This window comes from Chryseolinea sp. T2 (assembly GCF_037203685.1).
GTDB lineage: Bacteria > Bacteroidota > Bacteroidia > Cytophagales > Cyclobacteriaceae > Chryseolinea.
Genome location: NZ_JBBCAU010000004.1, coordinates 452,974 through 475,795, shown reverse-complemented (window position 1 = coordinate 475,795; position 22,822 = coordinate 452,974). Strand labels below are relative to the sequence as shown.

The following is a 22,822-nucleotide window of genomic DNA, read 5'->3' as shown; positions in this document are numbered from 1 at the left end:
TTATCCTTTGAGATCCCTGGGGCTAGAGGCCCTTTGCGTCGAGTGAGTCCAGAAATGTCTTAATTGCAGCAATGTTTTGTTCCCGGTTGTCGTGCATAGTGCCATGGCCGGCGCCTTCTATAACTACCAGCTTCGAGCCGGCAACAAGGGTTTGAAAGTAACGCACCGTCTTAGGTCGCGCTTCGTCAAACTCGCCGGTGATGAACAGCGTGGGGACGTCGATGTTCTTCAACTCATCAAGATTATCGTACGACTTCAACGTTCCCGTTGCCGTGAATTCGGTGGGCCCCCACATGTATTTGTAGATGAACTTGTTTCCAGGAGCGGGTACAGTATCAAGTTCGCTTGTAAGGCGGGTCTTTCTCAGCCCGAAATTTTTCGCATAGATCTCATTGGCTGCCAAATATGCTGCCGCTTCAAAATCACCAGTTTTCTCTCCCTCATATATTGCCCGCTGAGTGGAGTCCGGGAGCCCCATAATCAATGTGTCGGCGTCGGCTTTCCAAAGCCTCGTATTGAAGTAAGGACTATTGAAGATCAGTCCTTTGATACCCTGAGGATACTTTTCATAGTACTCCAGCGCCAGTGCCGTTCCCCAAGAATGCCCATGAAGGTAAAACGTCTGAAGTCCCAATTCCGTCTTCAGAGCTGCTACCTGTTCAACAAAGTTATCGACCGTTAACAATGTGGTGTCCTCATGATATCCTGAGCGGCCGCTGCCAAGCTGGTCAAACAAGATGATCGGGCGATCTTCGCCAATGGATGCGAGCTGGTAAAAGCTTCTGCTTGTCCCTCCTGGCCCGCCATGAGTAAGCATCAGCGGTGTGCGCTTCCCTTTTCCTATAACTCTGTACCATATCTTTCCACCCTTTACGTCAACATATCCTTCTCCAGGTGCAAGAGCCGGTCGCGATTGACAACCGAAAGTGAATATGACAAAGGCAAGGACGATGGAGGCAGGAAAAGTCCGGCGATTTTTCATGTAGTATTACTTAAGATTCACAAGATAACAAAACCACATGCCTTATGGGGCCACAATGCCGGTCAACCATTGCGAGCTGATAGGGAAACTATTTGCTTCGGATCAAATCCAGCAGTGCCTCCGGTTCATTCGTAGTGATGAATTCAACATTTTGCTTCAACAAATCTTTCATCAGATCCGCATCATTCACCGTCCATACATTGACGGTAAGCTTTCGTTCATGAGCATCCCTGATCCAATCCGGATTCTTTTGAATTATTTTGAAGTGGTAGTCGAGTCCGAAGAAATGGTCGGCCACCAGCTCTTCCGGCGACTTGTCGCCATTCAGATAAGCAACTTTGGCGTAAGGAGCTAGTCGTAGCACTTCCCTGCATACATCAAAATCGAAGGCAATGTAGTCGACCCAGGCCTGCGCGTGGAGGCTCTCGACCATCGCCACAATCTTGCGGGTCAATGCAATAGAGCTTTCCTTGCCCATCTCCGACGACTTGATTTCAAGAATCAATTTCGTCTTCAATTGTTCCATGCCCGTCTTCAGGTAGCCTTCGAGAGTAGGCATAGGCTCGCCGTTGGGCAGGCTAATCTTCAATAATTCAGATGCAGTCGACTTTGCGATGGAGACGCCCTGAATAGAATTATCATGATTCACCAATGGAACGGAATCGGACGACATGTGAACGTCAAACTCGCTCCCCTCACAGCCAAGCTTTATAGCGTGCTTCAATGAAGCAATCGAGTTCTCCGGTGCTCCTGTATTCTTCCAGGCGCCGCGATGAGCCACTACCCTATTCCGAATAAAATCATTTTTAATTATGATGAAAGTTGAAGTCACTTCGCCAGAAGATGTTGACGCCCTAATCTCGATTTCAAAGCGTTGCTGTGTGCTCTTCAGTTTTGAGCTTCTTACATGTAGAACATTGTCCTTCCCAATGCTGAACACAGCAGCATCTTTGCCACTTACGGTGGCAGAAGTAATTTTGCCTTGCCTGCTCAACACTTCACCAACAACGTCGGAATTATCATTAATCACATATCCGGTGAGGAAGATTTGCTGAACGGGCATATTTTCGGGGGACACAGAGAATAGCGTAAGGCAGAACAACAAAGTTATCAGTTTATGCATCATATTCCGTCAATTGAAGTCTTTACCATTGGTCGATATCAGGTACAGCGTGTTGGAATAAGGAAACGACGCCACCTTTCGTTCATTAACGACCTTGCCCAGTTTTCCCAACACAAACATCCTACTGACCAGATTTATGTCTTCGCTATTGTCGAGAAGAACGCCATCTATTGAGGAGATGAACCTGCCGTTTGCCCCCAGACGAAAGTATAAGATGGTAGAGCCGTCCTTCAACTTTCCGATCGGCTGAACGATAAAGAACCCAAAACAGAAATAGAACGCTGCAGCAAACAGCGAAAAGATGAAGATTCTCCTGAGGAACTTAGCCATGAGGTTTGTTACGAAGCAGCGAGGCAGCACTATAGCGCCAGACGGCTCACTATGATCCGTAAAACAAACACATTATCAGCAAAGACCAAATGGGAATAAAAAACTATTCGTAAGAAACTGAGGAGGCAATCAGATCGTTGAAACGCGATTCGACCGATTCGTAGATCGTTCTCTTAACATCCTTCATCACAGTTGCCACGCGTGGAAGCGTGCCCATCGACGATTTGTAAGCGCGGCGATCGCGCAGATACTGCTGGCCGAATGAATAGGCCATCCTTCCGCTGGCGTCGGTGGGACTATGACCGACATGCGTTGCTGTCAAGGGGCTTCTGTAAATATTTCCGTAGTAAGACAGGTATGCGGCGAGGTTGGGCACTATATAGCTCGTGTGTCCCAGCTCGTGGGCGAGAATGTTAAGGGAAGTATCGCAGATCCATATATCGATAGCGACAGTGAACTTTCCAAACCGGGATTGACTGGCGTCAGTATCCGTCGGGGATACCCGGAAGAAGCTCGTGCCGCTCAACTTCATGGGTGACTTCTGTTCGGGAACAAAGCGCACATAGACATCCGTTTCCCTTCCGCGCTTGTCTTCCAGTGCGTCCATGAGCGCATACATTTTTGGTGAGACGGCCTTAAATTGCAGAAGCAATGACTGGGTGAGCTCATACATAGCAATTACATCCGCGTGCTTCTTTATTGCTGTGTGTATCTTCCTTCGCTCCCGCTCCGACATATCAGGTTCGAATAATAATCGTTGACTCAATAGTTGAAGACACTCGCGTGCGATAGAAAGTTCGGGCGCATATCCGTTCCGCATCCTGGCCGTCAGTGAACTGGTAAGCAACAAGCATAGGAGTAGCAGCAGTATACATTTTGCGTACATACTGAATGATGGTTAAAAAAAACTATTAACTATTATAGAGGAATCAGCGGGCGCACGATAGTCGGGTAGCCAATTATCATGCCGTCGCAGATTGTTTGTTATTCAATCTGCTTTATCAATCATCACGATGTATTTTGTTCAGATGTGAACAGCTAGGTTGTTCCTTACTGAACATATCCATGGTTCCGTTGGCCTGATCATTAATCATATCATACTAAAGACCAAACAAAATTCAAATGGTTACAGCTCACCATAGAATTCATAATGCTTTATTTCAAAATCACGCTACCTGGATGAGGGAACTGCCACCAACAATTCCGTTCTCCGATTGACAGGATGATCATGAGAGGCGTTCTTGCGTAACCACCCAGCGTGACTTCAAAAGCCCGAGATAAAAGATTGAACTCAAACCATACTCTATTATACGTTGAAACTTTCAGACCAAATCTCAGGCGATGTCTTGTGGCGCAGGTTTCTTGACGAAAGGTTGAGGTGACTCGTTTAAGTGCAGACAAAAGGTCCAAAACAATGACGACTCCGCTTGAACTGCGCAATCGTTCACAGGTAAGAAACACGAAACACCCCATGCCCGAAAACGAACGTCAATCTTCAACAACGAACGGGCCATGCGCCAACACACTTCGAAAGCACGTCAAATTCAATTCTTTTGCTGCACTGCAGCTCTGGAACAACTTTTGAATTTGACTAGCTGAATACAAGCACCATGTTCAGAAATTATCTTACCGTAGCCTGGAGAACTCTCCTTCGGAACCGTCTCTTCTCTGCCATTAACATCGCCGGTCTTGCAATCGGGCTTTGTGTATGCGGCCTCATTTATTGCTACATACAATTCGAACGAAGCTATGATACATACAATGTGAACGGCGACAGGCTATACCGTGTCACCATCAGCAGTCAGGAAAGCAATGGTTCCTTTAATCAGTCGGCAGCCAACCATCCCGCTGTAGCACCGGCCATGAAGGCAGACTTTCCGGAGGTGGAAACTTTCGCGCGTCTAGCCAAGACAAACTTCTTCGTGAATTCGATCACGCTGTCGTCGCAGGACAAGCAAGGCAACCTTACCTCATTCAATGAAGAAAAGATGTTCCTGGCCGACGGTCCTTTTCTTACCATGTTCTCGTACCCTCTTGTTGAAGGAGATGCTGCGTCGGCTTTGGTTGAAAAGAACTCTGTGGTAATCACTGAGTCGCTGAAGAAGAAGTTTTTCGGAGAGGAGCCCGGCCTTGGCAAGCAATTGAGTCTGAACCGCGAGGTGAACCTCACCATCACAGGCGTGCTCAAAGATATTCCCGAGAATTCTCATCTGTCCTTCAACGCGCTGGTTTCATTTTCTTCTGTAGGTGAAAACTGGGGATACGACCAATGGCGCTGGCCCGAGTTCTACAACTATGTACTCCTGAAGCCCGGTGTTGATGCGAAGAATGTCACGGACAAGTTTCCCGGTATGGTTGATAAGTATCTCGGTGATGTCGTGAAGGAATATAAATGGGACATCAAACTTCATCTCCAACCTATCAAGTCGATTCATCTTACATCCAATTTGTCTCTTGAGCAGGACGTGAACGGCAGCGAGAGAGTGGTTTACTTCCTCGGGTTACTGGGCATATTTATTCTCGTAGTTGCCTGGATAAACTACATCAACTTATCCACGGCAAAATCGCTGGAGAGAAGTAAAGAAGTAGGGTTGCGTAAGGTGGTTGGAGCGAACCGGACACAACTCATCATACAATTCTTCTTCGACGCATTCCTGGTGAATTTCCTCGCGTTGATCACCGCCGCCTGTTTTTTGATGATCACGCTTCCTTTGTTTGAGCAGCTCGTAGGCAAGCATCTCAGCACGGTACTTTTTGACAGCCATGTAGGCGGATCTGCCGGCATCTGGATGCTGGCCGTCGGTATCCTGATAACGGGAACACTATTGGTCGGAAGTTACCCTGCCCTTCTGTTGTCATCATTCAATCCGGCACTGGTCCTCAAGGGCAAATTCTATAAGTCATCTTCAGGCCAACTGCTGCGCAAGGGATTGGTGACCTTTCAATATGCATTGTCAATATTCCTCATTGCCGGCACGATCATTATGTATCGTCAGATGGCCTTCATGCAGAAACAGGATCTAGGGTACAACAAAGACCAGATACTGGTTATTAAGTCGCCCGCTGTGTTTGACTCCACACTGGCCAATCATGTTACCTTCTTTAAGAATGAACTTGAACGGGTGTCGGCCGTTAAAAATTCGGCAGCATCAGATGGAATACCGGGACGAGTGTTGCTTGCACGTAACGGTATACGCAAACAGGGGCTTACACACGACGCTGATTTCAATTGCTTTCAGCAAAGCGTTGATAAGGACTTCTTCGACACCTATCAGATGAAGCTGCTCAGTGGACGTTCATTTTCCGAGAAGGATATCTTTTCATATGATCATGAGGCTCCTTTAATTGTGAATGAGTCGCTTATTCATCAACTGGGTTTTCAAAATCCTGAAGAGGCGATACATCAGAAAGTGAGTTTTGGTATGGGACCCCGCGAACAGCATGGAGAGATTGTTGGCGTTATCAAAGACTATCACCAGGTATCGCTCAAGAGTAAATACGAGCCGATGATGTTTCTCGTCCCGGAGTTCACCGCCTGGGGTTACTTCTCTGTCAATCTAGAGGCGGGTAACATGCGGGCGTCGATAGATGAGATACGAGGCATTTATGATAAGGCGTTTCCCAACAATGCGTTCGAGTACTTCTTTCTCGATGAATTCTTCAATCGTCAGTATGCCGCCGATGTGCAGCTTGGTTCAATCTTTGGCATCTTCACTGGACTTGCCATTGTGATCGCCTGCCTTGGATTGCTTGGTCTTTCGATCTTCGCTGTCATCCATCGGACGAAGGAAGTGGGTATACGTAAAGTGCTGGGTGCATCAGTGCTTACGATATTGTCCCTCTTCTCCGCCGACTTCCTGAAACTGCTTGCTGTTGCCTATGTTGTAGCGACACCGCTTGTGTATATCGCGGCTCAGAAGTGGCTTTCGGCATTTGCGTTTCATGTTACACCAGGCTGGGAGTTGTTTGTTGTGCCGCTGATGTTCCTGACGTTCATTTCACTGTCGACGGTGGGATTGATTTGTTTCAGGGCGGCGACGGCAAATCCTACCTCGTCGCTGAGGCAGGAATAGGCTACGCGGCGAAAATTTATTGAGCTAAATATGTTTGTCAATCCGAAGTTGTGCATCTGGGGATTGATATTGCTCGGCGGGTTGACCGGTGCAGTCAATTATTACGACCGTCCAAACCGAGTGGCCCTCCATCGTGAGTTCGCCGTGAGAAGAATCAATGAGATCCTCGGCGATTCTACCAAAAGATATCGGCCATACGGCGCGAAGATCTTGATCAAAGATTCGGAAACTGCAATTAATATTGCCGAGCCGCTTCTGTTCGGTGCGTTTGGCGAAGAGAAAATACATCACGAACGACCCTACGGTGTATTTCAGATTGGTGAATATTGGTTCCTTTCAGGATCACTGAGAGGCCGATACGACAGAGGTGGAGGATTTGAAATTATCATTGACTCGAGAGATGCACGAGTAATTAGTCTCGGTCACTACAAATGATGGTTGCAATTAAAAGGATGATGAATGACCACTGCTTACTGCAAACCGGCGGAAGTGGATAACATTTTCCTTATCGGCCGTTTCCTTTTCGATCCAGGAAGCCATTTCTTGTTTTGTGTACTGGCTCACGAAGCATTGAATAGATGCGAAGTATTTGTTTTCATCTTCCTTATCGAAAGGAATGGAGGTATTAAAATATTTGGAATCGGCATATCCCAGTTCATCAACATCGAACTTTGCAGCCTGCTGTTTCGTCCAGCCGAGATAGTAGAGCGGGTATTTATCAACCCAACCTTCCCGTAACAACACTTCGGTCACCAGGTTGCCGACGATTCGATGATCAGCATGCCCGGTATCGCCGTCGGGTCCGAATGTGATAATCATGGTTGGACTAATTGCCTCAATGTGATTCTTCAGTGCATCGCGGAGAGCACGTGTCTGGCTAAAATATTCAGGCACGCTGGTTTGAGAACCGAGACCGTCATGATAATCCAACATGATCAGGGAATCGAGTCCGAGAGCTTTTTTAGAACAGGCACATTCCGACTTTCGTACGGCAATCAGGGAGTCGGGGCTTGAGAGTTTGGTCCTCGTTCCGTACCGGCCATCTGTAGCCACGATGTATACAAGCTTATCCGACTTGGCCAGCTTTGCCATTATCGGACCGATCGTGGTTTCATCATCTGGATGGGCGAATACTACAAGTATTGCTCTGCTCATCTGACTGTCGGCACAGGTTGAGAGAATTACAACGAAGACACTGAGAAGAAATAGTTTCATATTGAGCTGATTATTGAGCTGATTAAGCATTTTACTATCGGTCGTGTTCGAAGTGCAGGAACTATCTGATTAGCAGCAATTCAGAATTTCTACCGTACGTCATTCTTCTTTACGCCGAGCAAATAATACACAGGCATTTTGCTGTTCGTCTTACCAATCTCCCATTGAAATGTATCACCGTTCCTCAACGATGCCACCAGCTCCTTCAATTCTTTCGCCGAATACATTCTGAGGATAGATGCAATGCCATCCCAGAGAATAAACAGCGGAACAATTGGAATGAGATAGATGAAAGGCAATACGTTCCATCGGACAGGTCGCATGAAGGGCGTGAATAGCCACGTGTTTATGGGAACGAACAGCATCGACAACCAACTGGCTACTGTACGATTTAGTGGCTCAAATATGCCGATCGGTGATTGTGTATCAACAGCGTTTTGCAGGATACGTTTTGCTTCGTCGGGACGAAAGTGATGAAAAGCACCGAACAAAGTGATGAATTTACCCCTCAAGTGAGCAGGCATGTCCATCGCGTTTACGGAAGCAGACTCATACCTAAAGATGCCTGGAAGCTGACTCCTCGTATATTCGAATGATTTGACGTTTGGATAATAATCCGTGAGAACAACCTTAAGACCCGGAGTATCGCATTGAAGATCCAATGCAAGATCGACAAGGCTGCTGCCTCCACCGGAAGCGCAATCCACCCATTCGTTGCTGCCGCTCGAAAGCAAACCTTTCTTAAGAAAAGGTAACACTGGCTTATAGATTCCGAAGTGAATAGCAATGAAACGGAGATAATCGGTGCCGTAGTCGCGCCAGCTTTCCGGAAACCAGCGCAGGTCTTCCCATTCGAGGGCGTGTATTCTCTTCATGGATGTCTGAGTTAAAGGGTGAAAGCGACCACCACCCCTCCTGAAGATTTCCACCCAAACGAATATAATCAAAAGGACATATTGCAACCAATTCTTAAATCACTTGTATCTTCCTGATAGGAGGAAAAGCATCATTCATCGCCCAAACTAATTTTGCTTTGATGCTATCTTGCGTCTATGAGTAAACAAGTTCCAGGGGATCTTTTCAAAGGACAGTTCATTGGCATGTACGACGTGAACGGCAACGCTCTGCATGAAGGTGACTCGGTGCGGCTATACTACAAAGGCGAGTTTCCCATCTGCAAAATAGTCTATGTACCGGAGTGGGCGATGTTCTGCCTTCAATGGCCGGATGGATACCAAAACAAGTTTCCAATGAATGCGGAGAGATACGAGAGAATTAAGAATTAAGAATTAAGAATTAAGAATTGTAGGACTGTTTAGGGGCTTTAGCAAAATATTTAGGCGGAATTGCAGTTATTCTTAGCATCTGCTCCTGTATGTGTTTATTCGGTAAGACAATCCTCCTTGGGGGGATGATGTGTGTACTTCATTTGCCTTTGCATGGGCAGAAAACAGTTTCGAGTGATTCGGAGCCGTTTTCAACGGTGGTTCTCTTCAGAACGTTCGACATCTTCAGTTTCGACAGGAGCTATAAACTCTATGCCAGCGATAGCCTCCTGGGAAGGATCAAGACTAAAGATGTAATCATACTGGAGACCTATCTCGATCGCGTTTCGCTTCATGCTGGCACTAAGGCGCCTTCGCTGAATGCAGACAAGCGCACAAACTACCAGAAGCGAAAGAGCATTAACTATCCCGTCACTCTGAAGCCCGGAGAGGTGTACTTCGTTAAATGCGGATACCTTCTTCAGAATCTGTTCGATCTTCCAAGGCAACCTACTATCAGGCTCCTCAAACCTGAAGAAATTGGCAAATACCTCAGAAAGAAATTTGTGAGCAGACAAATCAAAGACTACCTCTACGACGACTGGCTAACTAAAAATAACCTTAAACGATTGGAGTAACCTAAGGTATTACATTTGAACTGTCGGGGCAAATGGAATACAGTAATAGCACGCGATGTGAATCACGTCAGCCCTTATTGTAAAGCAACGCACACGCTATTGTCAGCTCGGCGAGCAGTTTAAACACATCCTCAAACAAAACACCGGCCGCCAGGACATCCATGATTACCGATATCGAACCGAGGACTGCACCAATGAAGAGCAGTAGCCGGCCTGATCCCTGTAACATCCTTGCCAGCGTATAGGCTACCAGAACGCCGGCGGCGGCACCGATCAATACCGGCGCTTCGTAAAACCAGAAAGGTCTTGAGTGGTCGGTGAAGATCAACCATTCCTTAAGTCGCTCATGAAACATAAAGTGTTCGTCGGCCGCAAGCAACAGAAAGAACAAAGCTATAACATACCACTTCCAGTTACGGCTTTGCATCCCGTTAATGAGTGAGCAAGTGGCGCCGACGGCCAACAACACTCCCGACAGCCACGTGCCGGCGGAAGATTCGCCTGAAGTTGCCTGCAACGGATAGGGCATACTACGATAGACTGCCGCAGCGATAACCGTGACAAAAAATACACAGAGGAAAAAGATGCCTGTCAGTTGTTTCGGAATCATGCGCATTCCTGCCCGGAAGAGTATAGAATCATATACCTTCAGTTCGAAAAATTAACAATCAAGAACAGCCCGGCTTTAAGGATAAGGATCATGTGCAATCAAGCTCGGAAGAATAGTCAAGGACCTGCCATTTGCCGTTGTTGTTCACATACCATAGCACTTCCGCCATGGTGTCGCTGGCAATACCTTCGAATGCTCCCGATACGCAACCCAGATCGGCAATGCCATCTCCGTTGAGGTCAATCGTCCAGACGCCGGCGGAATGTCGCACCAGTTTATACCCTGTGTGCGAAGAGCTATAGGAAACATAAACACCAAGGATGTTCATTGGATCAATCGGCTTATCACACGCGAAAGTGTAGAGTGGCTGGTCGGACACACATCCTAAGCTTTCGGCGACTAGTTTCACTTCGACCGAGATCAGCCTGGCAGGAACGACTCCTTCATCGGTCAGGAATGATACAGTTATCGGATTCACGAAGCGATGAATAAGCGAGCCGACTCCATTCACCTCCTGTGGCCCCATTTCATAAGAACGCAATGGCTTACCAAAATCAAGTTTGACAGGTACGTTTTTGAAATGGTATAGCGAGTTGAAGAAGTATCGTCCGTTTTCGCTGAGCACGCTTGTGTAATGCTTCTCCGGCTTGCCATTCGGATCTGTGAATGGTGTTCCATCTTCAGTGACCACCTCCTCTATGAAAGGCGCGCCACCGAGAAAGAAGAACTTGCCATTAGCAAGGTACTTTGAAGCTCCTGGTTCCGGCAAATAGGAGACTGACTTGTCGTCATCGCCCTGCAAGCGTTCAAGTTCAAGCAAAGACGGACAAGCGTCTTTCGCCGGAGACCCCGCTTCAATCCACTTCTTATAATTCTGTATGGCCTGCCATGCTGCAATCTCTACAGGTCTGAATATGGCACTATCGGAAGGTTCAGTGAGTATTGGTGCGGGGCCGCCATCTGCATCGAGGTGCGTCATCTCAAGGCTGTCTTTTAATGCGACAGATTTCTCTGACGCATCAAGGACTTTCTGCAAGGGTAAAAAACTCACTAGCAACTTTCTCACCTCATTATCTACGGGACCATCATAAGCGATAATTGCACGGGGCCACAACGCTGCCGGGCCATCGTTCTGTGCAATCATATCATCATCTTCGACGATACCCGTTGTATCAGTTCCTGCAGAGGCAAGGCTATCGTTCAACTCATTGTCAGACGTGCTTTCCTTTTTGCAGCCTGCCAGGCAAAATGTCATCACGAGGATTGACAGTTTGATCCGGAAGGTCAAACTGTACCTGAACTTCAGCGAGGTGTTGAATGCCGTTAACATTGGAACGAGAAATGAAGTTGGTTTGACACAAAGAAAGAGAAAAAAACAAAACCAACGCTCCCGGTGCTGGTCAGAAAACATCATCTCCGCGCTTATCGTATTACGCCATATCACCCAGAGAATATTACGAGGGCTCCCACCTGTTTATACTTTTGGCCGTTGCAGTTCAGGTTCGTGCCAAACACGTCAGGACACGCCCGACATCTGTCGCGTCCGTTGGCTTATATAGCGTTACAGCACAAGCCTAACCCGGTACAAAATTATGATTCTGACTGGTTTACAAGTCAAGGCGATAAAGCCAGTACTTCTTATTAAATCGCGGCTCGAGTTCTTTTACAACATAGAATCCCATACTCTCATAGATGTGCCTGGCAGCATTCATAAATTCCGAGGTATGCAGTCCCATAACCTTTTCGTGTTGTGACCGGGCATGTTCAATGCACATCGACATAAGGCCACGGCCAATACCCTTACCGGTATAGGCGGTATCCACAGTTACCATCCGGACATAACACCAGTCGGCGGGGAAGATATCGGTTGGGTTTCCGTTGGGGACGAGGAAGGCCATGCCTGCAATTGTATCTCCAACTTCACAGATGGCTCCATAGGATGTATCGATCAGCGTTGAATAGTTAACTTTGCTCAATGCGTTGGATAAGTAGGCCCACGACTCTGCGCCGATTACAATCTCAAACTGACTCCATGTAGTTGCTGCAAGCTCTTTTAAGGGCTCTGCATCAGCCGGGCGTGCCTGCCTGTATATCAGTTTATCTCGCATCAGTACGGAATGATGATTTAGTCGGTGGTTTACTAACGGTGCAGGGACGTACAAACGTTCTACTTTTCAAGTTGTTTGCGAAGTTTAGCAGGTAGTTTGTCCCTCACCAGCTCGTACGATTGTTTGAGGTAACGTTCCCAGTCCTTCTTGCGCATCTTTGTGATGTCATCTATCAGCACCCACTTATACTTCGCGACGTAAGGAGCAGGTTTGAAGTGTGGTCTTCCAGAGATCTCTTCGAATTCCTCGTCGGTGACTTTGAATGATGCAGAAGCAGGATCCTGGTTTAAGCCAGCAACGCAGAACATCTTTGATCCGATAGAGAACACGAGGTCGTTGCCCCACTTGATATCCTGGGTTACATGAGGAAAGCTGACACAGATGTTTCGAATGTCTTCAATATTCATAACTGCAAACGGGATGCTGCACTTTGGTGGGTATGCAAACTCCGTTTCCCGAAATTACCGATTTTCTGACGACGTTGAGTTCGGATTACGGAAAATCCAGGGAAGATTAGTAGCTTCAAATTCAATGACGACTACCGGCATAGCCAGGACCTGACTCAGAGAATGGCGTCCCACATGCGCGATGGAAGTCGTAGTTCATAAACCTTCATCCATGAAATCGATACTTTCTTTCGTTCTCGTCGTCTTCAATGTAGCTATTGTTGTTGCCCAGGTGCCAATCGGGGATATTGTCGGCCCCCTGCAACTGACAAGTCGTGTTTATCCGGGGACCACGCGCAACTATTGGTATTATGTGCCCAAGCAGTACGACGCCTCAGCGCCGGCATGTCTGATGGTCGTGCAGGATGGATTGGGTCGCGCGACGGGATGGCGGCTTCCCCAGGTGATGGATTCGCTGATTGCTGCGCATAGGATCCCCGTTATGATCGGCGTATTTGTGGATCCTGGTTCAGTAACTGCATCGCGTGAGGGTGCGTTTCCCCGCTACAACAGAAGCCTCGAATACGATGCGCTTGGCGATCGGTATGCCACGTTCCTCGCTGAGGAATTATTGCCGGAAGTTGAGAAAAAGTATAACATCAAAAAGGATCCAGACAGCCGTGCTATTGCCGGAGCAAGTTCGGGCGCGATATGCGCGTTCAATGTTGCGTGGGAACGCCCTGACCAGTTCAGGAGGGTGCTTAGTACCATCGGCACTTACGTTGGTTTAAGAGGCGCAGATGAGTTTACGACGCTCGTGCGAAAGTCGGAGCCAAAACCAATTCGCGTCTTCCTTGAAGATGGGAATAGCGACCTCAACATCTACGCCGGCGACTGGTGGACAGCTAACCAGGCGATGCTGTCCGCTCTTACTTATGGCGGCTACGAAGTTGAACACAGCTGGGGAACCGGAGGCCATGACAGCAAACACGCATCATCTATCATGGGCCAGGCTATGGACTGGCTTTGGAAAGATTATCCGGCACCGGTTGCTACGCATAAAGGAATAAAGCCCAGAATGGATCTGCTCATCGATGGAGAACCCTGGAAGGAAGTCACCCTGAAAGGGCAGCAGATTGGGAAGTTTACAGCCGACAAGGACGGCAATCTGTTCTTTGTTGACCATGGAAGTCTTTATAAAATGAATCCGCAGAATGAGGTTACGAAGACCAACACGGCCATTGACGTGGTCACTGCTGGTCCGTCAGGTCTCATTGGATGGGTAAAAGACGGGCGCAAGATAGTGTCGATCGAAAATTCAGGAGAGACTACAACCCTTGCCACACACTCTGATGTCGAATTCATGTATTCAACTGCCAGGGGAATTTACTTTGGTGATGGGAAGAAGCCGCAGATCGGTTACTACAACATTGCAAAGAAGAATGTGCGATACTTCACAACGGACTTCATACCCGCCGCCGTGGCGCTTTCTGCTGAAAAAACCTTCCTGAACGTTGCCTCCTCAGAAACTCCATTTGGTTATTCATTCAAGGTAAATGAAGATGGCAGTATAGACTACGGGCAGCCCTATGTTCATTATCACATTGCGTATGGCACATCAGGCCCGGGTGTTCAGGGAATGGATGTTGATGCCGCCAACGCGTTGTACAGCGCGACTGATCTGGGTGTGCAGGTATCCGATCAGCTTGGACGGGTGAACTTCATCTTCTCGAAGACCACGAAGCGTACGCATGACGTTAAACTTGTCGGGGACCGCTTATATGTTTCCGGTGACGGGAAGTTGTTCGTCAGGAAGATCAGTGCCCAGGGAATAAGGTCGTTTGACGCACCTTCAACGCCACCAAAACCGCAGATGTAGCGCTCAGCGCATTTTTGGTTTGCCTGATAATAATTTGACTAATTTCCAGCCGGTGATAAAATTGCGGATAGAGCATTATAGTACAAGTTCCAGGACGAAATTGAAGGCATGCTTATGAATCAAATGAAGACTCTATCAGACATCAAAACAATAACGGGAATTAACCTTGCCATGAATACGCACACAGTTAGAGGTTTCCTGGTGCTGACGTTAATTCTGCTTTCCATCATATTATCACCGTCCACAGCGATCGCCCAGCAGCAAAACCAGAAAGACGGCCGTCCCAACATCGTGTTCATCATGTCCGATGATCATGCCTATCAGGCCATCTCTGCCTACAGCAACAAGCTCATTGAAACGCCGAACATCGACCGCATCGCCAAGATGGGCATGCTGTTCACACAGGCCAGCGTCACGAACTCCATATGCGCACCGTCAAGAGCAACTATATTGACCGGGAAGCATTCACATCGCAATGGCAAGATCGACAATCACTTTCCCTTCGACACCACGAATGTAACCTTCCCTGTCCTGCTGCAACGCGCAGGCTACCAGACTGCGATGTTTGGAAAGCTTCACTTTGGAAATAGTCCCAAGGGCTTTGACGAGTTCAAAATATTGCCTGACCAGGGAGCGTACTACAATCCCGATTTCATCACCAAAAAGCAGGGCAACATTAAAGTCGATGGTTATGTTACGGACATCATCACCGACATGACGTTGAAGTGGCTGCAGGAAGACCGAAAGAAAGACTCACCGTTCCTGCTGATGTATTTGCACAAAGCACCACATCGGTCATGGCTCATGGCTGAACGTCACCTCGATGAATACACGCATAAGAAGTTTCCCGAGCCCGAAACACTCTTCGACGACTACTCAGGCAGAACTACTCCCGCGAAGGAAGCAGAGATGAGTGTTCTTCGTCATATGGCGTGGGCAGGTGACAACAAAGTATTTCCTGAAGTAATGGACGAGCTCGGCATCCCTGAAATCGGCTTTGACAAGCGTCGTTATGCATACGAGATGGGACGCTTCAATGAAACGCAGGCAACGAATTTCAAGAAGGCCTACACTTCCATCAATGATGAGTTTAAGAAAGCTTATCCCACCATGACGGACGAGCAGAAGATGAAGTGGAAGTATCAGCGTTTCATGCAGGATTATCTCGGATGCATCAAAGCAGTTGATGAGAATGTCGGAAGGCTTCTTGACTATCTTGAGGCCAATAAACTTATGGACAACACTATCATAGTTTATACTTCCGATCAGGGATTCTATCTTGGAGAGCACGGCTGGTTTGATAAGCGCTTCGTTTATGATGAATCGTTCAAGACGCCCTTGCTCGTAGCGTGGCCAGGGAAGACGAAGGCAGGTAGCCGTTCCGATGAGTTAGTTCAAAATCTGGATTTTGCTCAAACATTTCTGGATGCAGCCGGCGTGAAGGCGCCTTCGGACATGCAGGGACTAAGCATGGTTCCGCTGTTAAAGGGCGAACCTCAAAAATGGAAACGTGACGCGGTGTACTATCACTATTATGAGTATCCCGCAGAGCACATGGTGAACCGTCACTATGCGATTATCACCAAAGACTACAAACTGATCCACTATTATTACGTGGAAGACCAGTGGGAGCTGATCGATCGAAAGAAGGACCCGAAGGAGCTGAAGAACGTTTACAACGACCCGGCCTATGCGAAAGTGAGGAAGGAACTTCATGCGCGCCTTGATCAACTTAGAGCGCAGTACGGCGACAATACCGCGCTTAGTCAGCGATACATTGACAAGTTCATGCTTGATGCTTCGGAAGGAAAGGTGTTTGGGGTGAGTAAGGAGAAGGCAGAGGCGATTAAAGGGAGGAGGAAGGAGGTAGAGGCGAAAATTAAGAATTAAGAATTAAGAATTAAGAATTTGCTGGCCGGCCTCGCGGCCGTCGGGGTGTTTACGGGCTTCCATTTATATGCGTTAAAAGGCGATGCTGGTAGCTAGTGCGAATCGTATTCGGTCGAATCTGAATTATGCGTTTCAGAACTTCAGGGGGGCGCCAACGATCTGCATGCCGTGGGATACCCACAGGGCTTTCAGTCTGGTTTCCTGATCTTTCGGGATCTCTTTACCCAGTTTGCTCATCTCTTTGAAGAAGTCTTCCATTGAACCCGCAGGTTGAAAGAGGACGAGCATCTGTGCATCGCCATCACTGATCTTTGCAAAAGCGTGAGGAATCTTTCTGGGAGCGAAGGCCGAGTCACCTGCTTTAAGATTAAAGACGTCGTCGCCTACTTTGACTGTAAACTCACCGCTTAGCACGTAAAACCATTCGTCCTGTTCATGATGAAAGTGAAGCGCAGGTCCCCCCTTTTCGCGGCGCGAGGTATGATAAATTAATAACTCTCCATTGGAGTCTTTGGAGGCAACCACGCATCTGAATTGCCCGCCCATGATATTCAATTCCTCCTGGAAACGATCGTCGCCAGCGGAAACTTTAAAGCCCTTTTGGGGATTCTGTTCAATAGCTTTTTGAAGCGCCGGCAGGGAGAATGGTGCCAGCAATGAAATCTGAAGAAATGTATTGCGTTCCATGTTGGTAAGGTTGCGCGTAAAGTGACAAGTGCGCTCCTTGCCTTCCATGTTCAGCAGCATCCATTCAAACTTTCCCGGGGATGTACAATAAGCAGCGGCTTCAATAAATATAAACAAAATTCAGTCTGTCGAGCCCAATTCTTGTGCGTCGTTCGGGGATCAAGGCCGAATACGATTTATGAAAACGCCAGCGCCCGCCTACCATCGTTAACAGCACACCCGGAAGGAAGCAAATTGTTGCAACGGAAATTGACAATAGTATACAGCGTCTTGTAGTGCTTCACGTTACTCCCGCCTTTCGATGCTTTCTATGGTGGACTTTGCGATGTGGGTATCCAGCTGCTTGTCGTTCCGCAAGATCGTGCAATAAACGTTGTCATTGTCCTCGCGTTTGATCATGCATTCGATGCGTTTTCCGTTCTTCAGGTAAACGATGTCTCGTGGATTCCCCTTGATCTCGCCAAATTCCTTCCTACCCTCCTTTTCATCGACGAGCGTGAGACTCGGGTGCCCCGCAAAGGCGCCTATTGTTACTCCACAACGGACGTAATATTCGCGACCAGGCTCGAGGGTGATCGGCAATTCTTCACGTGCCTCCGTCTTCGCCCACAAGACATGAGAGCCCGTTTTCTTAAGTTTGAAGGTTGCTTTTGTTTTCGCTACCGATTCCCAGAGCACCGTGTCATCGAGGTGCACTTTATAAACAAGTGCAAAGCCGGCACCTCCTTTTCGATATAAGTGCAGCACGACGAGATCCGATTGCTTCGGTGAATCAGCGACTGTTGCCGAAGTGGCAATTGCAGATTTTTCCTGGCTTTCAGTGGCAGAAACTTCCTGCCCCACAGCAAATGAACAAATGCAGGCAGTCAGCAACGTCAGAAAATACTTCACGGGATAACATGGGTTAAGTTAACAATTTTGGGGTACAAGGTTCGTTCGCAACGGTAGTGATACACAAACTGACTGAAACGAACTGCAACTTACATAATTAGTCCTGAATTTCATCGTTGGTTAACCTGAATTAACAGCCCTCTAACTCTCAATTTCAGGCGTTAATCCCTGCCAGTATACCGTCCCCATTAAGCTTGTTACTCTCCTCCATAGCAGGACACTCGAAGACAGTCAAAAACTTCCGGCATACCGGTCTTATCAAGTTGAACTGGTCGTAGTATTACATTATAAAATACCGCATAGCAAGTGATCAATAATAGTACGCAGCGTACTAATTTAGTACGCAACGTACTAAAACATATAAAGTATGAAAATAACCGCCCTGGATTATTCCATTCTCGGACTGTTGGCCACCAGCAGCTTTACGGGTTATCAAATCCGAATGGTCTTTGAAAAGACTGCGATGGGAAAATTCAGCGGCAGTCCCGGAACGATCTATCCGGCACTGGCGCGTCTTGAAAAGCAGGGACTTATCGGGAAGAAAGAAGTTTCAGAAAAACGCACCGAACTGTTTGCAATTACGAAAGCCGGGCTGCGTGCATTGAATGCCTGGATCCTGAGCCCTCCTACCCGTGAGGATATCACCAGGGGCATCGACACACTATCGCTACGGATTGCCTTCCTGGATCTCACTGACGACACAAAGAAGCGATCGAGTTTTCTTTCGTCTTTTTCGGAGGCACTGCAACAATACATCGGTGAGCTGGAAAGCTACTACAAGACTACCGGAACACACATGCCTAAGGGTGGAAAACTCGCCTATGAACACGGAATCCATTCATACAAATCGACCTTAAAGTGGATTCAAAAAGTACAATCGGCGTATTCCGGGAAAGCGTGACCTGAATGGCAGCCTTCTCAGAGCGTAATATTTTCAGCGGGCATCAGGCGTAAAACTCAGACAAGGCTGACGCTCAGGTATAACAACTCAGTCCAAATTCAATCAGGGATTTTATATCGACGCATAACAATCAACGAACCATTTATCTATGAAAACAATGATGAAGTTTCTATTACTGGTCTTTCTGACTACCATCGCGTTCTTCGTTGTTTCGGCATTGATGCCATATTCGACCGCATTCAAGGCAATCAATCAAAGTGCTGATCCGTCGGTCGCCCTCTATATTTTAGCAACTATTAGCTGGACCTGCTTTACGATCGTGTACATCGTAAAACGTTCTCGCTGGGAGAAAAAGAAACTCATGATCGTACTTCCGTTGATGTTATTTCTTGTGCTCTCCTTCATGATGCAAATAGAGACGATGTTTTTTGGTCATGCATTTAAGGTGCTCACCATTGGCGATATTCTGTTGATCATGATCGCCAACGGAACAGTTCCTCTTGTGGCCGCGCCCCTGAGCCTTATACTTTTCAGAAGGAAGGATATACGGACCGGATTGGGACCAGCGTACATGGCCAGCGCATCGAATCTGTTCGGCAGTCAAAGTCTGCTTATCAAACTCGCACTGACCGGCATCATCTACGTCGTGATCTACTTCGTCTTCGGTTATTTCGTTGCGTGGCAAGTGAGCGACTTGCGCGCCTTTTACACAGGACGCGAAACTGATAACGGATTCATTGGCGGACTGATCGACAATCTTCGCGACCGCCCTGTCATTTTTCCCTTTCAGTTTTTCCGAGGAGTTCTATTCGGACTGTTTGTACTGCCTTTGGCACAGATGTTCTCCAATCAACCCAGGACTTTGCTCATCAGTCTTTTGCTCGTGTTCTCTACTGTGAGCATAACGCTGATTATTCCCAACGCACTGTTTCCGGATAGCGTACGATGGGGGCACTTCAGAGAGATGATGTCGTCGATGAGCGTTTTCGCGGTGGTCGTCTGGTGGATATATGCAAAATATCGCGTGCGCAGAATCCAGTCGTCACAAGGCTGATGAATTCATTCCTATTCATGAACAACAGGGCAGCGGCATGTAAGCAAAATTCATAATATCTTTGAGCGCCGGAAATTTTTCACGCCCGGCACCAACAGCCATGCGCACGGCAACCATACTCCATTTCCTATTTGCACTTGCACTGTTCCAGACGCCTAAGGCCATCGGACAACAGTTGAACACGACGCTGCTGATTAATGGGAATGTGGTTGATGTTGAAACTGGTAAGCTGCGCCAGCAAGCTGTGCTCATTGAAGGCGACAAGATTAAAGCCCTTGGCGACTACAAGACGCTATCGAAGAAGGCATCCAAGGACACGAAGCGCATTGACTGCAAAGGCAAGTACATCATCCCCGGCCTTTGGGATATGCACGTCCATCTTGAAGGGGCCGAGCTCGTAGAAGACAATGCTCTGTTATTACCCGTCTTCCTGGCGTATGGGATCACCACCATTCGCGATTGCGCCAGTGACCTTGGCGAGCAGGTACTTGCGTGGCGCAACGATATCAATACACGCAACATTGTAGGGCCGACGATCTTCACTGCCGGAAGAAAGCTGGAGGGGAAAAACTCGATCTGGAAGGGCGACCTCGAGATTGAGAATGAAACCGAGCTGAACGACATGCTCAACCTTCTCGACAAATATAAAGTTGATTTTGTGAAGATCACGGAGAATACACTTGGAGGAGAACTGTTTCTCAAGAGCGTCGCCGCTGCACATGCGCGCGGATACAGAGTCTCAGGGCACGTGCCCATCGACCTCACCATCTCCCAATTAGTTGATGCCGGATTCACCAGCGTAGAGCATGCTGGCTATCTGCTCCGGCTTGGAAGTGACGATGAACAGATCACCCGTGATCTTACTTCCGGAAAGATCACCAAGGCAGAAGCCGAACAGAATTATTCCTCAGGATTCGATCGCGGTGTGGCTTTGCAAAAGTTTACGGCACTGGGAAAGAAAGGACTGTTCGTTTGTCCCACGTTCATCGGCGGGCGCGAATTGGCCTACCTAAGTGAAACGGATCATAGCAAGGACATGCCCCTACGGTTTCTCACGGAGAAATTCGTTTCCAATTACCAATGGCGCATTCAACGGATGAGCAACGAGACCGCCGAACAAAGACAACAGCGCAAGGACCGATATCTGTTCCTCCGGAATCAATTACCGTTGATTCATCAATCCGGAATTCGGATTATCGCTGGAAGCGATGCTGCAGCGCTGAATACCTATGTGTATCCTGCAGAGTCGCTGATACAGGAACTTGAGATCTTTCAGGAAGCAGGGCTCAAGGCACCGGACATTATGAAGACGGCAACGATCAACGGTTCAAAATATTTCGGCATCGAGAAGCAGGTCGGTACATTAACAGAGGGAAAGCAGGCCGACCTGGTTGTACTGGATAAGAATCCGCTTGAAGACATACGCGCGCTTAGAGCGATTAATGGCGTGATGAAATTCGGGAACTACTACGATCGTACATCGCTTGATAATATTTTAAAGTCTGCTGAAGAAAAGAAGACGCAACTTGATCGCTCCAGAAATTGAACATCGCTTAACCAGTTCATGCTCGATATCCACTTAATGTGCTATCTTGAATTAAACACAAACCTTCCACCAATGTCAACCCTTAATCTGAAGCGGCTGTCAACGCTCGCGATACTGTGTACGCTGTTTATCAAAGTTCAGGCCGCCAAGGTCGATAGCCTCGCAGTCGCCAGCGCGTCGATGAGCAAGACGTATAAGGCAGCCGTTGTGCTCCCAGAATCATATGCCAAGAGCAAGGCTTCTTATCCGGTGCTATACCTGTTGCATGGAGGCGGTGGACACTTCAGCGACTGGCTAAAGCTGACGCCGGATAAATCGGCCGTGAAGAACCTCGCCGATCAGTACAATCTTATCATCGTGATGCCCGAGGGAGAAACATTTGGTTGGTATCTCGACAGTCCCGTGGATAAGGGCAGCCAGTTTGAAACGCATGTGACGAAGGAAGTTATTCCGCTCGTCGACAAGACCTACAGAACCATAAAAAGCAACAAAGGACGAGTGATCACCGGACTTTCGATGGGTGGGCACGGTGCCATGTACCTTTCCGCAAGGCATCCCGATCTGTTCTGCGCGGCAGGAACGATGAGCGGAGCAATGGATATGAACTGGACGCGGTACAAAATCAATGAAGACTTCGCCAAGTCACTTGCTGACCGATATATGCGACTTCTTGGTACATCAAATCCCAATGACCAGGTGTTTATTGATAATTCTATCATCAGCATGGCTGAGACAATAAAGAAAAATAGATTGCCCATCATTATTGACTGTGGGGTTGATGACTTTCTTATCGACGCGAATCGCGAGCTTCACCGGAGACTTGTTTACAACGGCACGCCTCATGATTACACTGAACATCCAGGGGCACACACGTGGCCGTATTGGCAGAATTCACTTCCGTACCATGTGTTGTTCTTTCATAGGATACTGGAAGCGAATGGCAACACGGTTAAAAATTAAGAATTAAGAGTTAAGAATTAGCAAAGGCGGCACGGCTTTTGTCTTCAAAGCGAGCTCAGGATTTAGATGTTTTAAGCTGATTGTTCGCTACTATATAGATCCTGTTTGTTATATTCACAATGGCCGTTCCTGAAAGTTGTGGTTAGAATTTAAGCGGTTGATTGAATTTTGAGTCTTTTGGTCATGGCCGTCAACCAAAACGCGTTTTTTAGCTCAATTTCGTAACACTACACGACGGCACCCCATTTTCCAGCTCAATTTCATACGAAATAACAATTCCAGCC

The 22,822-nt window shown here is 47.7% G+C and carries 22 protein-coding genes; 10 read left to right on the top strand and 12 right to left on the bottom strand.

Annotated elements, in window-relative coordinates; all coding sequences use genetic code 11:
* Positions 1 to 22: 22 nt before the first annotated feature.
* From WBG78_RS16480 to WBG78_RS16465, 4 genes are all read right to left on the bottom strand, one after another.
* On the bottom strand, positions 23 to 982 hold the full coding sequence (locus WBG78_RS16480; RefSeq protein ID WP_337327550.1) for a proline iminopeptidase-family hydrolase: 960 nt from the start codon (positions 980 to 982) through the stop codon (positions 23 to 25).
* Between the two features lie 88 nt (positions 983 to 1,070).
* Positions 1,071 to 2,108 carry a glycerophosphodiester phosphodiesterase gene (locus WBG78_RS16475; RefSeq protein ID WP_337327549.1) on the bottom strand — a complete coding sequence of 346 codons (1,038 nt, stop codon included), beginning with the start codon at positions 2,106 to 2,108 and terminating at the stop codon, positions 1,071 to 1,073.
* Between the two features lie 6 nt (positions 2,109 to 2,114).
* The gene (locus WBG78_RS16470; protein ID WP_337327548.1) at positions 2,115 to 2,435 is read right to left on the bottom strand and encodes a hypothetical protein; all 321 of its coding nucleotides are present in this window, start codon (positions 2,433 to 2,435) and stop codon (positions 2,115 to 2,117) included.
* 103 nt (positions 2,436 to 2,538) lie between these two features.
* Entirely contained in the window at positions 2,539 to 3,321 is a 783-nt protein-coding gene (locus WBG78_RS16465) for a hypothetical protein (protein WP_337327547.1), read from the bottom strand.
* Positions 3,322 to 4,045: 724 nt separating this feature from the next.
* Between WBG78_RS16465 and WBG78_RS16460 the strand changes: the two genes are divergently transcribed.
* The gene (locus tag WBG78_RS16460; protein WP_337327546.1) at positions 4,046 to 6,508 is read left to right on the top strand and encodes an ABC transporter permease; all 2,463 of its coding nucleotides are present in this window, start codon (positions 4,046 to 4,048) and stop codon (positions 6,506 to 6,508) included.
* A 30-nt stretch (positions 6,509 to 6,538) separates the two neighbouring features.
* Positions 6,539 to 6,943, top strand: a complete 405-nt coding sequence (locus WBG78_RS16455; protein WP_337327545.1) for an NTF2 fold immunity protein — start codon at positions 6,539 to 6,541, stop codon at positions 6,941 to 6,943.
* A 9-nt stretch (positions 6,944 to 6,952) separates the two neighbouring features.
* On the opposite strand, the gene WBG78_RS16450 is transcribed toward WBG78_RS16455, so the two are convergent.
* Positions 6,953 to 7,723, bottom strand: a complete 771-nt coding sequence (locus WBG78_RS16450; RefSeq protein WP_337327544.1) for a PIG-L deacetylase family protein — start codon at positions 7,721 to 7,723, stop codon at positions 6,953 to 6,955.
* A gap of 89 nt (positions 7,724 to 7,812) precedes the next feature.
* Positions 7,813 to 8,598, bottom strand: a complete 786-nt coding sequence (locus tag WBG78_RS16445; protein ID WP_337327543.1) for a hypothetical protein — start codon at positions 8,596 to 8,598, stop codon at positions 7,813 to 7,815.
* Between the two features lie 177 nt (positions 8,599 to 8,775).
* Between WBG78_RS16445 and WBG78_RS16440 the strand changes: the two genes are divergently transcribed.
* Together WBG78_RS16440 and WBG78_RS16435 are read left to right on the top strand one after the other, a co-directional pair.
* Positions 8,776 to 9,009, top strand: a complete 234-nt coding sequence (locus WBG78_RS16440) for a hypothetical protein (protein ID WP_337327542.1) — start codon at positions 8,776 to 8,778, stop codon at positions 9,007 to 9,009.
* Positions 9,010 to 9,134: 125 nt separating this feature from the next.
* Positions 9,135 to 9,626 carry a hypothetical protein gene (locus WBG78_RS16435; RefSeq protein ID WP_337327541.1) on the top strand — a complete coding sequence of 164 codons (492 nt, stop codon included), beginning with the start codon at positions 9,135 to 9,137 and terminating at the stop codon, positions 9,624 to 9,626.
* 67 nt (positions 9,627 to 9,693) lie between these two features.
* Here WBG78_RS16435 and WBG78_RS16430 read toward each other — a convergent pair whose 3' ends face one another.
* The 4 genes from WBG78_RS16430 to WBG78_RS16415 form a co-directional block, all read right to left on the bottom strand.
* Positions 9,694 to 10,242, bottom strand: coding sequence for a hypothetical protein (locus WBG78_RS16430; RefSeq protein WP_337327540.1), 549 nt, complete (start codon positions 10,240 to 10,242; stop codon positions 9,694 to 9,696).
* 82 nt (positions 10,243 to 10,324) lie between these two features.
* Positions 10,325 to 11,566, bottom strand: a complete 1,242-nt coding sequence (locus tag WBG78_RS16425; protein ID WP_337327539.1) for a hypothetical protein — start codon at positions 11,564 to 11,566, stop codon at positions 10,325 to 10,327.
* 277 nt (positions 11,567 to 11,843) lie between these two features.
* Complete coding sequence (locus tag WBG78_RS16420; RefSeq protein WP_337327538.1) at positions 11,844 to 12,344, bottom strand: GNAT family N-acetyltransferase; 501 nt, start codon at positions 12,342 to 12,344, stop codon at positions 11,844 to 11,846.
* 59 nt (positions 12,345 to 12,403) lie between these two features.
* A complete protein-coding gene (locus tag WBG78_RS16415) occupies positions 12,404 to 12,751 on the bottom strand; it encodes an MmcQ/YjbR family DNA-binding protein (RefSeq protein WP_337327537.1) in 348 nt (115 codons plus the stop codon).
* Positions 12,752 to 12,962: 211 nt separating this feature from the next.
* Here WBG78_RS16415 and WBG78_RS16410 point away from each other — a divergent pair, with 211 nt between their 5' ends.
* Positions 12,963 to 14,609, top strand: coding sequence for an alpha/beta hydrolase-fold protein (locus WBG78_RS16410; RefSeq protein ID WP_337327536.1), 1,647 nt, complete (start codon positions 12,963 to 12,965; stop codon positions 14,607 to 14,609).
* 123 nt (positions 14,610 to 14,732) lie between these two features.
* Entirely contained in the window at positions 14,733 to 16,499 is a 1,767-nt protein-coding gene (locus WBG78_RS16405; protein ID WP_337327535.1) for a sulfatase family protein, read from the top strand.
* Between the two features lie 132 nt (positions 16,500 to 16,631).
* Here the strand turns inward: WBG78_RS16405 and WBG78_RS16400 are convergent, their stop codons facing one another.
* Together WBG78_RS16400 and WBG78_RS16395 are read right to left on the bottom strand one after the other, a co-directional pair.
* On the bottom strand, positions 16,632 to 17,303 hold the full coding sequence (locus WBG78_RS16400; RefSeq protein ID WP_337327534.1) for a cupin domain-containing protein: 672 nt from the start codon (positions 17,301 to 17,303) through the stop codon (positions 16,632 to 16,634).
* A gap of 168 nt (positions 17,304 to 17,471) precedes the next feature.
* Positions 17,472 to 18,077 (bottom strand): hypothetical protein, encoded by a 606-nt coding sequence (locus WBG78_RS16395; protein WP_337327533.1) that lies wholly within the window; start codon positions 18,075 to 18,077, stop codon positions 17,472 to 17,474.
* A gap of 367 nt (positions 18,078 to 18,444) precedes the next feature.
* Here WBG78_RS16395 and WBG78_RS16390 point away from each other — a divergent pair, with 367 nt between their 5' ends.
* The 4 genes from WBG78_RS16390 to WBG78_RS16375 all read left to right on the top strand — a co-directional run bounded on the left by WBG78_RS16390 (position 18,445) and on the right by WBG78_RS16375 (position 22,538).
* Positions 18,445 to 18,978: a PadR family transcriptional regulator gene (locus WBG78_RS16390; protein WP_337327532.1), complete on the top strand. Its 534-nt coding sequence runs from the start codon at positions 18,445 to 18,447 to the stop codon at positions 18,976 to 18,978.
* 148 nt (positions 18,979 to 19,126) lie between these two features.
* Complete coding sequence (locus WBG78_RS16385) at positions 19,127 to 20,032, top strand: hypothetical protein (protein WP_337327531.1); 906 nt, start codon at positions 19,127 to 19,129, stop codon at positions 20,030 to 20,032.
* Positions 20,033 to 20,093: 61 nt separating this feature from the next.
* Positions 20,094 to 21,578 carry an amidohydrolase family protein gene (locus tag WBG78_RS16380; protein ID WP_337327530.1) on the top strand — a complete coding sequence of 495 codons (1,485 nt, stop codon included), beginning with the start codon at positions 20,094 to 20,096 and terminating at the stop codon, positions 21,576 to 21,578.
* A gap of 72 nt (positions 21,579 to 21,650) precedes the next feature.
* The gene (locus tag WBG78_RS16375) at positions 21,651 to 22,538 is read left to right on the top strand and encodes an alpha/beta hydrolase (RefSeq protein ID WP_337327529.1); all 888 of its coding nucleotides are present in this window, start codon (positions 21,651 to 21,653) and stop codon (positions 22,536 to 22,538) included.
* The last annotated feature ends 284 nt before the right edge of the window (positions 22,539 to 22,822 follow it).